Below are 12,535 nucleotides of genomic sequence, written 5' to 3' on the forward strand. Positions count from 1 at the left end.
CGGACGTGAAGAATCACGTCCGGAAATTCTTAGGCAGCGTTATCAAGACACTACATTAGCTATTTTATTGTTTGAAACAGGTTGTTCTTCTTCTGCCTTCACAAATTGACCCGACCCAATCCATGCTGCTAGCGCAAAGATCAGATAAATCGCCTGGGTCGCATTCGCACCTTGAAGCAGAACGTGAAGCCCCATACCAAGTCCTAAAGATGGAATGACGATTAAAAAAGTTCTAAAGATTCGCTCGAACCCTTTATGAAGTGGTAATGGCCAAATTTTTGAAAAACAAACCCCTAATGCCACTCCTAAACTCGAAACAACTAACAGCTGCATTAGTATTAGTGGCGTTGGAAACGGCCATTCCATAATATAGTGGCCAGAGAGATAGAATATCTCAAGAAATAATGTTATTCCAATCGCCCGTTGCACCGTTTTCATATTCATCCAAGGACTTAATAAATAAACAAGTATCGCTAAACAACCAAATATGAGTGTCCAATTCATCACGCTACCCCTTTCATGTTTCTAAAATTTTTTTAGCTCGCATCCTCGTCAATCTCTGGAGCCCTAACATTTTCAATAAGCTCTTGAATTTCTTGAGGTGGCTCTGTTGTCATTCGTGACACAATAAAGCTCACGATAAAGTTTAATAACATCCCGACAACACCGACACCTTGAGCATTAATGCCAAAGAAACTATCGATCAGTGGTCCTTCTGTTCCAAAAATGGATTCTGATAAAATAGTTCCAATCATAAACAGCGTAAAGATTAAACCAGTTAAGATCCCTGCAATCGCGCCTTCCTTATTCATCCGTTTATCAAAAATCCCAAGCAAAATGACTGGGAATAAACTGGCTGCCCCAAGTCCAAAGGCAAGTGCCACCACTTCACCTGCGAATCCTGGAGGGTTTATCCCAACATAGGCTGCAACGAGTAAAGCGATTAATAACGTGATCCGTCCGACACGTAATCTTTGAGACTCGCTTGCTGTTTTATTAAAAATTCGGAAGTAAATATCATGCGAAACGGCACTGGTCATCGTAATCAGTAACCCTGACGCGGTTGATAAGGCGGCTGCAAGTCCACCTGCTGCCACCAGAGCGATGATAAATGGCGCAAGGTTCGCAACTTCTGGTGTGGATAACACGATAATGTCTCCATCAATCATCACTTCATTATCGTCACCAGCCGTATAATTGATATTGCCATCTCCATTTTTATCATCAAACTGAAGTAAACCTGTTGTCTCCCATTTGTTCACCCATTCGATGTCTTGAACTTCCTCAACTGGCTTATCCGCAATCGTATCAATTAAGTTATACTTTGCGAATGCCCCAACTGCTGGTGCTGTTAAGTATAATAGTCCAATAAAGATAATCGCCCAAACAGCAGACCACCTAGCAGCACGTACACTTTTAACCGTATAAAAACGAACAATGACGTGAGGTAAACCTGCCGTACCAGCCATAAGAGCCAGCGTCATCATGAACACGTTTAACATCGACAAGTTCGTAAATGGGGCCATATATTCCGTCATACCAAGGTCAATTTGAATTTGGCTTAAGCGATCTACAATATCACTCGTAATAAAGCTTAACTGCGGTACAGGATTCCCTGTTAACTGAGCTGAAATCGCAAAGGCCGGGATTAAGAATGCGATAATGATAACGAAATATTGAACTGCCTGAGTCCAAGTAACACCTTTCATTCCGCCGAGTAATGCGAAGAAACCAACAATCGCCATCCCGATTAATACACCGACAACAATGTCGACTTGTAAGTACCGGCTAAAGACAATGCCAACACCGCGCATTTGCCCTGAAATATAGGTTAACGAAATGAAAATCGTCGCAATCGCCGCAACAGCTCGGGCACTGCTTGAGTAGAACCGATCCCCAATAAAGTCAGGAACCGTAAACTTACCAAACTTACGTAAATAAGGTGCCAGTAGTAACGCTAATAAGACGTAACCACCTGTCCATCCCATTAAGTAAATCGTTCCATCATATCCTAAGAAAGCAACAAGACCTGCCATCGAAATAAAGGATGCTGCCGACATCCAGTCAGCTGCGATCGCTGCCCCGTTTGCGACGGTCGGAACGTTCTGACCAGCCACGTAGAAGCTCGATGTATCCTTAACACGTGACCACCAGCCGATTCCTGTATAAATAATAAACGTAATAACCACTAACGTAATCGTAATCGCTTCAACACTCAACTTTATCCCTCCCTATCTGCTTTAAGTAATTTGGCATATTCACGGTCTAGCCGGTCCATCCTGATGGCGTAAGTTAAAATAAGTAAGAAAAAGACGATAATCGCACCTTGGTGTGCAATCCAAAATGCAAAGGAAACACCAAATAACTGAATATTAGATAACGGTTCTGCGAAAAGAATAGCACCGCCATAAGCAACGACTGCCCAAATGACAAGTAAACCTAAAATAAACCGAATATTTTTCTTCCAATACCACTTCTGTCTCTCATCGAGCTGCTTCTTTTGTTCCAACTTCCTCACCCTTTCATTAAGTAATTGGTAGAGTATTCGATTTAGAAAACGCTTTCATTTTATTGGAAACAAAAAATACTGAATACTCTAACTTTTGTATTCAGTATATTAAAATCTTCGAATATTCTATTGTAGACAAACCTAAAATGTAGAAATTCTTGTCTGAAATGTAGAATGATTGGTTTTAAATGTTTAAAAGGAAGTTGGGCTCTATAAAAGTTAATTAACTCATGAATCCCTATTTTAATTTAACATAATATCACAATAACTTATCAGACAAAATATAATAGCGACCAACTTATTGATTGCCTTGTTAAACTAACGCCCATTTTGTTCAGGTACAACCCTTCACAAACAATATATAATTACTCTTTCCAATCGCTTGGGATTTTTACAATAACAAAATTTACTGTCCACATTTCTGTTGTTGCAATTAGAGTATTATCACCTTTTTCAAAAAAGTAGCCACTTCCTTCTTGTTGTTTAAAATGCCACCCATTCTTGCTAATCAAATTCTTTAAATTGTCGTGTGCCTTTCCTTGTTCCATTGGTGTGATATACCACTCATAACCATTTTCTTCAGCTATTTTCACAATATCTTCTGATGTATCATTTAAAGATTCTAAAACTTCCCTTTTACTCACAGAATCAATAGGTAATGTAGGATAATAGAATTTACTATCGAAAGCGACAACACCTAAGATTACAGTTAACACTCCAATAAATATTAGCCATCTTTTCATCTAATTCCCCCACATACCTTACATCCTATTGTAGAAAACTGCCCCGTTAGTCCAAAACCTTTTAGTTCAATGTTAACATAATATTCCAATAATATATTAGACAAGATAGAAAAGCGCACAATTTGTAGATCGCCTTCTACAACTAACGCCCCCAGTTAATTGATTATTCATCGTTCCTATTCAATAACAAGTACAAAATTACCACCAATATTATAAAGTTAGCAATTTGAAACATTCCTGAGAGGTCTGCGGAATGAAAAACCATATCAACTAGTGGTACTTGATACAAAATGAACCCTAAAATTAATGAAACTATAACAACTAAAAAAGTATATAACATACAAACTCCCCCTTAAATCATAAATTATTTTTATTAAACTCTTCTGTCCCGTTAGTTGATCAACACGAGATTCACTTGTTCAACTAACGCCCCCAAATAGTTGAAGAATAACTAAAATAGCTCCTTATGGTTTAACCATTCTTTTATATCCTCATCACCCTGCACAGATAATAAACGATACAAGAACCGATAAGGTGTTCTCACCTTTGATAAATCTGGTAATTCTAAAACTTTTTCATAACCAACTTTAAAATCTAAAGCTGATTTTTCATCTAGAACATACTCAAGACCTATAAAGTCAAATTCTCTAGGAGCCACAACATAAGCTTCTGTATCAACCAGACCAGTTATAACTTCACCATCAGATAAAAACTGTGTAGGGTCTATATCAACTAGAACAAATGAAGAATATTCAGGACTTGGAATATCTTCTAATAAGTTCTTAATTTCAACTAGCTTATCCTTAATATCTTTTTCTTCTGTATAGAACCTGGAAACTAATTCAGTCATTGTATTATTTAAATGTTGATTGAAATCTTCCAATTGAATTTTAAACTTTCCAGATGGGGACCCAACGTAGTTTTTTCTATACTTATGTATTTCTGCCAATCCCTCTCCTAAACTTTGCAAAACAGAAGATGGTTGCTCAACAAATGAATTTACAACTTCACCTGGTAATTTTTCAACAACCACAAATTCCCTCGAAAGGCTCTTTTCTTTATTTAATACTCTAGGAACTGGCATAGAGGTTATGTTACTTAATGTGTTGTTAACGTTTTCAAGTTCAAAAACATGCCTTGGATCAATACCAAAGATGTTTTTGCATCCCCACCAAAAATCATTGTTAGGCTCTTCCATCATTCGGGACGTACGTACTACAACCTCTTTGTATTCTGTATTTATCAACCATACGTCACTAGCGTGGTCTTCATAACCTGGATTTAATATCTGAACTTCTATAACCTTTTCATCAAACAAAAAACTAAAATCCATAATTTAGTCTCTCTTTCATTGAAATAGTCCTATAAGCTTACTCAACTAACGCCCCATTGAGTTTAAGTACATTTGTTCACAAACTTAAAGTTTTTAAGAGTGCCAGTTTTCTTTCTCTCAGTTATTTTTTGGCGTATAAGTTTAAATGCCGATACAAATAATACCCCTATAACAAATTAGGAGGTTAATAAAATGGAAGAAGCGCCTACAAGTAATAATGCTATGAACACAAGTAATAATGGAATGAGTACACCCAATAAGATAAACATTACAGGTCTTGGTGTTGGAGCAATTGTACTAACCACTGTTTATACGGCGGTTCTGGCTTCGCAGTTAATGGCTACCAAGCATAAAGTCGACTACCTTTATTACAAAGAATTAACACAAAATAAATAGCTAAATTATAGACGGTGCTTTTTTCACCGTCTTTTATTTACTAACCTGCCCTGTTACTTTAAAGTACAAAACTTCACAAACTTTTTCTGATTATTAGCCTTTTCACTCTATCAATTATAAAATCAAATTCATTAATTCTAGTTTTGATGGATGCCCCACTTTGACTACCCATATACCGAATTCTATATACTTTGCAGCACTTCAAAAAAGGCTTTCGCTGCTGTTCGGCTAACGGGGATAGTCGATCTATTTGTATCACGAATAATGATGTTGTATGCCCCATTAAACCAAGGTGTGATTTCTTCGATCGCATCTAAATTGACTAAGTAACTTCGGTGCGGCCGGTAAAATGGATATGACTCTAATTTTTCTTCCAGTTCCTTTAACGTCATTTTTGTTTTGACGACATCATTTTTTAAGGTATAAATCTTAAGTGTTCGATCAATTCGTTCGACATACCCGATATCAAGTGGGTTTAACACGACCATTTTTTCATCTGTTGAAATAACTAACTTATCAAGCTTTTGTTTGGGCTCAGATTTCGGATTATGTAAGGCGCGTCTGACCCTCTGCATGGTTTCAGAAAACCGCTCTTGGTCAAATGGTTTAAGTAAATAATCAGTAGCCTGCAGTTCAAAGGCTTGTACCGCGTAATGGTCATATGCCGTTGTAAAGACGATCAGTGGCTGCTTTAGCGGATTTGCTTTCCGAATCGTTTCAGCGACTTCAATCCCATTCATACCAGGCATGTGTATATCTAAAAATAACACGTCAGGTGCATAATCTTGGTAATGCTGGATTAACTCATCCCCATTTTTCGAACTGGGACAAAGCACAACATCCTGTTCATTTTCTAAAAGATAACTTAACTCATCTCTCGCTAACTGTTCATCTTCTGCAATTAACACATGTATGCTCAATGAACTTCACGCTCCTTTCTAACTGCTTTAGCATATTCCTCAATTGGAATCGTAAATGACACCGAGCTACCTTCTTGTAAATTACGGAACGTTAACTGACTTTCATCACCAAGCAGCCCCTTCAGTCGTTCGTTCACGTTATATAAAGCCGTCCCATTGCCAGTTCGATCTGAATATGGTTGTTGACCGATCGTTTTAAGTAAGGATTCAGGAAACCCAATCCCATTGTCCGTTACCTCAATTGTGATTCCATCTAAAGTTCGTCCAATATGAATGTCGATCACACCTTCGTATGTCACTTCTTTTAGTCCGTGCTGAATGCAGTTTTCAACCAGTGGCTGCAAGGTTGCAGAAGGGATTAACACATCCATAATACTCTCATCTATATTCTTCATAATTTTTAACCGATCAGGAAAACGAGCTTTTACAATATCTAAATAGGCATTTACATGATCCAATTCCTCTTTTAGCGGAATAAGTGATTTACTTGCGATATTAAGGTTAGCTCGCATATATTGACTAAATCTTACGAGAATGCGGCGAGCTTCCTCATGATCCACCCTCATTAACGAGTGAATTAAATTAAACGTATTAAATAAAAAATGCGGATTGATTTGCGCCTGAAGATTTCTAATTTCAGCCTCTTTTAATAACTCTTTCATTCTCTCAGCTTCAAACCCGCTAAGCTGATTAGAAATAATTGTTCCGAGACCTCTTGCCAGCTCCACTTCAACTGCGCGGATTTGCTGGGAGTGTTTAAAATATAAATTAATTAAGCCAATCACTTCTCTCGAGCGATAGATTGGAACCATAATAGCCGTCTGAAGCGGACAGGACTCGTGTAGACACTGAAGCTCACTTTGGTTATAAGCAACCTGAATTTCACCTGTATTTAACGCAATTTGTGACAGCCGCATCTTAATCGGATCTCCAACTTGGTGATGGTCCTCCCCTTCACCGACAAAACTTAGCACCTTATGCTGGTCGGCAATCGCAATCGCTGCGGCATCTAATTCTTCATATAGTAAATCAGCCATCGCTGTCGCGTTACGGTCTAGTGTCGCATCTTTTAAATGCGGAAGAGTTTTCTCCGCAATTGATAGCGCCCGGTTTGTCTCGAGCGCCGCTTCACGCTCCGTTTCTTTTAAAGCTGAACGAATCATCATCGTAATAATCGCAAGGGCAATCGCATTCGTAATGACGAGCGGTATGCCTATATGATTGACAATCTCGATTCCCGCCTGTTGATCCGGAATAAACATGAGAATCATGCCCATGTACAAGACAGGAGGGAACATCCCAATAAACAGCGCCTTTACTGGAGCTATGACTCTTTCATCTGAGAAAAACTGACCCGTCCATCCCGTGATCAGCCCAGCAAAAGGATTGATCAAACTATTGGCAACCCACGCACCTCCGCCAATATAAGCCATGTATAAACCGACTATTAAACCAGATCCTAGGCCCACATACGGACCACCAAGAAGCCCCGCAATCATCACGATGACCATTCCAGAACCAATTAAAATTTCATGATCGCTTACCGTTAGCTTCCATGAATCTATGACTAACGTCTCTTGATCTATAATCACTCCTGTGTGCGCACCTAAGATGCCCATCACACCAAAAATAAGGGCATGATAAAAGACGGTGTCCCAAGCTATGTCACGATCCAATAACGACCGGAATCCTGGAATTTGCGTCAACATAAACGCCACTAACAATAGAAGCCCAATCCGTTCAAGTAAAATGACCATTAGCTCAATCATGCGGCGAAACCTCCCGCTGGCCAGTGTGCACACGTACCATAAAGGATTCATCTTGGTTGCTTGACTTTTGCTTCCCCCATAACGTACCGATGATTCCTCCTAAAAAGCCTAAAGGAACTGAAAAAATCGCAGGGTTACTTAACGCCAAAACACCCACACCTTCAGAACCGAGGAGAATAAATAAAATTGCTGAAGTAAATCCCGTTAATAACGTCGAATAAGCCCCAATAACATTAAAACGCTTCCAATAAAACGTTAAAATAAGTAACGGAAACATACTAGATGCCGCAATCGCAAACGTCATCGAGACTAAGAAAGCTACGTTCACACCTTCCATCCCAACCGATAGAATAATAGAAATGAGTCCGATGGCGACAGCGATACGACGAGCAACTCGTAACTGTTCCTTCTCACCTGTCTGCCCCCTTTTCCAAATATGATGATAAAGATCATAAGAAAAAGCCGATGTCGCTGCAAAAATAAGTCCCGTCACCACTGCGATAATCGTCGCAAATGCAACAGCCATCACAAACGCCACTAAAAAGTCCCCGCCTACAACTTCAGCAAGTAAAAGTGCCGCTAGATTTCCACTTGGATCAGAACTGGCTAATGTATCCCAACCTACAATCGCAATCGTTCCAACTCCTAATACAAGCGCCATTAAATAAAATAACCCAATTACCCAAGTGGCTGACATGGCAGACACACGAGCTTCCTTCGCATTTTTCACCGTTAAGAAACGCAGCAAAATATGAGGCAAGCCAGATGTGCCTAATATTAATGACAAGGTAAGGGAGACTTTTTCAATTGAATGATCAAATAAGTGACCAGGGTAAAAGAACGACTCACCATGAGGACTTTGAGTCTTGGCATCAAGAATTAACTTTGGTATATCCCAGTTCACCCATGATAGCAAAATCAACATGACGAGTAATGTTCCGCCCATCAGCAGCACCGTTTTAATGATCTGCACCCACGACGTTGCGACCATCCCGCCTGAAACGACGTATAAGGTCATTAAAATACCAATCACCCAGACAGAGGCCGCATAATCAACGCCTAACAATAACCTTACGAGAAGGCCTGATGCGACAAGCTGAGGAATCATATATAAAACGGATATAAGAATGCCGCTAATTGCGACCATTAACCGAATTCCGCGCTTCGGAAACCGCTCATACACCACATCCGCAACAGAATAGGTTCCAAGACGCTGCACAGGCTCTGCCACCCAAAGAAGCAAGACCACATACGAAATGAGAAAACCCGTTGCATATAAAAAGCCATCATACCCATAAAACGCAATTAACCCTGTAATCCCAAGAAAGGATGCCGCACTTATGTAATCCCCCGCAATGGCCAACCCATTTTGAAAACCTGTTAAACTACCAGAGACCACATAGAATTGATGAGTCGTCCGGCTACGCTCCGCCGCCCAGTGCGTAATGACTAATGTTCCGATTAAGATAATAGTAAAAAATACGAGATAGGTTACATTCATAACAAGACGCTCCTAATCCTTAGCTTGTCCACTTAAGGATTTGCGGTCAACGGATTTCATGTAATACGTATAAAACAGCCCAATGCCCCACGTTAAAACAAATATGAAAAAGACGTACCCCCAGGCTAAGGGCAAGAACATTGAATGCTCTTCAGGCAACATGCTAGATAATAGAAGCGGGAAAAATATATAGAAACTAATTAATAGAATAGAAATCGTAAGTAAGATGAGCACTTTTTGTTTGATTTGCTGTTGGATGGGGATCACTCCTAATTAAGATTAAACGTTTATTGTAACGTTATTATATAGGAGTTTTTATAATTGGGTCAATATTGCAAAAATTAGGCTAATCATCACAACCTATTTAAGACATGATGATTCCAAACTAAAACCCTTCAATATTAAAGGACAACATTGAAGGGCTATAAGAATCAAAAATTAATTATTCTTTTATTGTTATTTCTTTCTCAGCGATTCGATCTCCATCAGATTGTTCTTCTACAAGCTCCCCATTTAAATTTTCTCCGTTTTCTCCATATTTTTCTATAGCATCTGGCCAATTGGAAGAAGAGATACTAAACTTAAGAAGTAACTTATAATCTTTTAAACTTCCGTCCTTAGATTTATTTTTAAATATGACGTTAAAAGAACCATCTGGCTTTATAGTAACGAATTCAGACATACCACTTCTAGAACCACTTGGCTTATTTACTAAAACTCTTAGATCATTTCCTTCAATTAAATTACTGGTACCATTAATATACACGTAATTATCATCATAATCTAAATTTGCATCCATTCTAATATTTAGATCACCATAGTCATCAGGTTTATTGCGTGATGGGATAGGTATTTCTGCTTTAGATAAAGAACCGTCTTTGTTTCTTTCATGATACACTTCCACAAATGCTTCTTTATAATATTCATCAGAACCATACCCTTTACGTACAAATGGACCTTCTAACTTTTCTCCAAGTTCACCATAGACATCTTTAATATCACCATTACTTACACTTGGCTTAAATGTCATAGCAATTTTTAAATGATCCTTGTAATCTTCAGGAATTTCTTTTTCATATTTAAACGTCCCATCACTTTCAATTGAAGCATATCCTGATGTACCCATAAAAGTAACATCACCAATAGGTTTCTGAGCTATATGGATTCTAGCCCCTCCAGGTAGATTTGTTTTCCCAGCTATTTGTAGCTGATTGTCAAAAATCACCGTTTCCCCGACAATTTCTACATTAAGTTTGTCACCACTTGAAATTTCATACCCTGCCGCATCTGCTTTAAATTCTTCTGTCTCCTCTTCCTCATTCTCTGTTTCTTCATTCTCCTCTGCTTCTTCATTCTCCAAATTACTTTCCTCTGAAGTATTATTTTCCGCATTGTTTTCTTCTTGAGATACTTCAACTTCTTCTTCATTATCTTGACTTTCATCTACTTCATTATTAGTACAACCTACAATTACAATCATTAATAGAATAGTCAATGCTAAATAAGATTTTTTCATCATACATGTCCCCCTTTTAAAACAATTTTTGATTTTTAACCCATCAATTCAAATATATTACAAAAAAGGATTAATATATAATTATGATACAGTATAAGTTCTAGACAATGAATAGTACTTTCGACATGTCGCTGATACTATTTATTAATAAATATCGCTAATTAATACTTCAAGATAAATAGACATTAAAAAGATGACCCCGAACCATTATCGAGATCATCTATGTAATACTTAATTATGATGTATTAACTTGTTTCCCAAGCTCAGCTGCTAATCCAACGAAGAAAAGTTATTTGATCATAGAGATTGGCCCGTTGTTTGTCGTTCAATGCTTACCCTTCTTTTCTGTATTTCAATTAAAAATACAACTATGTTAGCAAAAACGAAGAAATTTAATCTGCAGAAGTCACTTATAACCTTTTATTTTAATATAAGGTCGAAGTAAATAACTGGCTATTTTTAACGGATCCATCTTGGTCGTTTGGAACACTTTTTCGGTTAAGTTACTTTGCATCGCATGAACGATTAGATCCAATTTTTTATTAGATAACTGCTCCATTGATCTTCTTAATATGAGAGAATCTTCATAACTTCTCCGTAGTGGTTTCATAAGTTCCTCATATTTTCCCAGACCACACAAATCATAAGCAGCATACACACCGCTTAAAATAGAAGCATACTGTCCAAACCCCATAAAAGGCATCATCGTCCCGAAGCAATTCCCAACGTAAAATGTATTGCCGATTCGAGCCGACCTACAAATCCCCATTGGATAACGGGTAATTTGAAATTGATCCGTAATACGTATTTTCTGATTAAACTCAGCACGCACCTTTTCGTAAAATAGGTCCCAAAGACTGTCAAGATTCACATTCGCATTTTCAGGCAAATCAGGAATAGCTAAAGAAATATTAGCTTCATGATCCGACAATGGAATAAAGTAACAATAACCAAAAGGAGCGATATCGTAATTAAGCCAAGCCTTCACTAGATACGGGTCAAAACTCCCCTCAATAATCGCACCTTTAATGGTGACGGTTAAATCTTCTCTATAGTTTTTTGTCTTCTTAGCGTACTCGCCATCTCCTGTTGCCATCACCACATGGGAATGCTTGCTTAGTAATTCTTCATAAGTGTACTCTGAATGATAATGAATGGTGGATTTAGTTTGCCGTGCAAGCTGTGAATCAAATGAATCTTGCTCTCTGCCCCGAATATTAGTAAACCCAAGTGGCCCTTCAATAACGGCTTTTTCATTTTTTGAAAAGATCTCCATGCTCTGTATATGAGAAGTAGGCTTTAAGTAAATGCCATATTCCTCAGACAACGTCTCAATACAATCATGTACCGGCCTCTCGAAAATAGACATCATCACCTCGCCATTTACAAACCGATCACCTACCTGGCTCCGTTTTTCATAGATGGTCGGAGTGATGCCGTTTTTTTCAAGAGTAATCGCACAAGCTAATCCAGAAAGTCCAGCCCCCATAATCACAACATCCATTTGATACGCACCACCTTAAGGATCTTCTAACTGTATAGTCTTTCCTGACTAAGGTGATACATGTATGTTGGATACTCTCAATTCTGAGTTAATGAATAAGCAAGATCATTATTAATTTTACATTTTACTTTTTTGGACCTAAATAACGCATAAAAAGTAAAGAATTTCATTAATAAAAGATGCACTACTTAACTAATCTTCTTTCCCACTAAAAGCACAAAAAAGCCCACAAACCTTGTAATAGAGTGACCCAATAATATGAGACAGGAAAAAACACCCCCTATGTCGTATGTAAAAGTATTCGACAATTTAGGAGGTGTTTTTCTTTATGGGTAAAAATCGAT

Annotated in this window: 11 protein-coding genes; 1 reads left to right on the top strand and 10 read right to left on the bottom strand. The window is 38.1% G+C overall.

Annotation, left to right across the window (positions count from 1 at the left end; translation table 11 throughout):
- Positions 1–42 precede the first annotated feature (42 nt).
- The 5 genes from ACFSW4_RS10840 to ACFSW4_RS10860 form a co-directional block, all read right to left on the bottom strand.
- The gene (locus ACFSW4_RS10840; RefSeq protein ID WP_054753776.1) at positions 43–504 is read right to left on the bottom strand and encodes a hypothetical protein; all 462 of its coding nucleotides are present in this window, start codon (positions 502–504) and stop codon (positions 43–45) included.
- 32 nt (positions 505–536) lie between these two features.
- A complete protein-coding gene (locus ACFSW4_RS10845) occupies positions 537–2,219 on the bottom strand; it encodes a sodium:solute symporter family protein (protein WP_054753778.1) in 1,683 nt (560 codons plus the stop codon).
- Between the two features lie 2 nt (positions 2,220–2,221).
- Complete coding sequence (locus ACFSW4_RS10850) at positions 2,222–2,509, bottom strand: DUF4212 domain-containing protein (protein WP_054753780.1); 288 nt, start codon at positions 2,507–2,509, stop codon at positions 2,222–2,224.
- 365 nt (positions 2,510–2,874) lie between these two features.
- Positions 2,875–3,252 (bottom strand): hypothetical protein, encoded by a 378-nt coding sequence (locus ACFSW4_RS10855; RefSeq protein ID WP_054753782.1) that lies wholly within the window; start codon positions 3,250–3,252, stop codon positions 2,875–2,877.
- Between the two features lie 451 nt (positions 3,253–3,703).
- The gene (locus ACFSW4_RS10860) at positions 3,704–4,585 is read right to left on the bottom strand and encodes a phosphotransferase (protein WP_377329240.1); all 882 of its coding nucleotides are present in this window, start codon (positions 4,583–4,585) and stop codon (positions 3,704–3,706) included.
- 192 nt (positions 4,586–4,777) lie between these two features.
- Here ACFSW4_RS10860 and ACFSW4_RS10865 point away from each other — a divergent pair, with 192 nt between their 5' ends.
- Positions 4,778–4,981 (top strand): hypothetical protein, encoded by a 204-nt coding sequence (locus tag ACFSW4_RS10865; RefSeq protein ID WP_377329242.1) that lies wholly within the window; start codon positions 4,778–4,780, stop codon positions 4,979–4,981.
- Between the two features lie 182 nt (positions 4,982–5,163).
- Here ACFSW4_RS10865 and ACFSW4_RS10870 read toward each other — a convergent pair whose 3' ends face one another.
- The 5 genes from ACFSW4_RS10870 to ACFSW4_RS10890 all read right to left on the bottom strand — a co-directional run bounded on the left by ACFSW4_RS10870 (position 5,164) and on the right by ACFSW4_RS10890 (position 12,191).
- Entirely contained in the window at positions 5,164–5,901 is a 738-nt protein-coding gene (locus ACFSW4_RS10870) for a LytR/AlgR family response regulator transcription factor (protein WP_054753786.1), read from the bottom strand.
- Positions 5,898–7,670, bottom strand: coding sequence for a LytS/YhcK type 5TM receptor domain-containing protein (locus ACFSW4_RS10875; RefSeq protein WP_377329244.1), 1,773 nt, complete (start codon positions 7,668–7,670; stop codon positions 5,898–5,900). Before ACFSW4_RS10875 ends, ACFSW4_RS10870 begins: the two co-directional genes overlap by 4 nt.
- Complete coding sequence (locus ACFSW4_RS10880; protein ID WP_377329246.1) at positions 7,663–9,171, bottom strand: solute symporter family protein; 1,509 nt, start codon at positions 9,169–9,171, stop codon at positions 7,663–7,665. The genes ACFSW4_RS10875 and ACFSW4_RS10880 overlap by 8 nt, the downstream gene beginning before the upstream one ends.
- 442 nt (positions 9,172–9,613) lie before the next feature.
- Positions 9,614–10,687 (bottom strand): hypothetical protein, encoded by a 1,074-nt coding sequence (locus ACFSW4_RS10885; protein ID WP_279401676.1) that lies wholly within the window; start codon positions 10,685–10,687, stop codon positions 9,614–9,616.
- 406 nt (positions 10,688–11,093) lie between these two features.
- On the bottom strand, positions 11,094–12,191 hold the full coding sequence (locus ACFSW4_RS10890; protein WP_377329248.1) for an NAD(P)/FAD-dependent oxidoreductase: 1,098 nt from the start codon (positions 12,189–12,191) through the stop codon (positions 11,094–11,096).
- Between the last annotated feature and the right edge of the window lie 344 nt (positions 12,192–12,535).

It is taken from the genome of Piscibacillus salipiscarius, assembly GCF_042685285.1.
Classification (GTDB): Bacteria; Bacillota; Bacilli; order Bacillales; family Alkalibacillaceae; genus Piscibacillus; species Piscibacillus salipiscarius.

What these genes read in the sequence shown, in the direction of transcription:
- ACFSW4_RS10860 (WP_377329240.1), bottom strand. Translation starts at nt 4,585, where the DNA reads ATGGATTTTAGTTTTTTGTTTGATGAAAAGGTTATAGAAGTTCAGATA.
- ACFSW4_RS10855 (WP_054753782.1), bottom strand. Translation starts at nt 3,252, where the DNA reads ATGAAAAGATGGCTAATATTTATTGGAGTGTTAACTGTAATCTTAGGT.
- ACFSW4_RS10840 (WP_054753776.1), bottom strand. Translation starts at nt 504, where the DNA reads ATGAATTGGACACTCATATTTGGTTGTTTAGCGATACTTGTTTATTTA.
- ACFSW4_RS10880 (WP_377329246.1), bottom strand. Translation starts at nt 9,171, where the DNA reads ATGAATGTAACCTATCTCGTATTTTTTACTATTATCTTAATCGGAACA.
- ACFSW4_RS10890 (WP_377329248.1), bottom strand. Translation starts at nt 12,191, where the DNA reads ATGGATGTTGTGATTATGGGGGCTGGACTTTCTGGATTAGCTTGTGCG.
- ACFSW4_RS10865 (WP_377329242.1), top strand. Translation starts at nt 4,778, where the DNA reads ATGGAAGAAGCGCCTACAAGTAATAATGCTATGAACACAAGTAATAAT.
- ACFSW4_RS10885 (WP_279401676.1), bottom strand. Translation starts at nt 10,687, where the DNA reads ATGAAAAAATCTTATTTAGCATTGACTATTCTATTAATGATTGTAATT.
- ACFSW4_RS10875 (WP_377329244.1), bottom strand. Translation starts at nt 7,670, where the DNA reads ATGATTGAGCTAATGGTCATTTTACTTGAACGGATTGGGCTTCTATTG.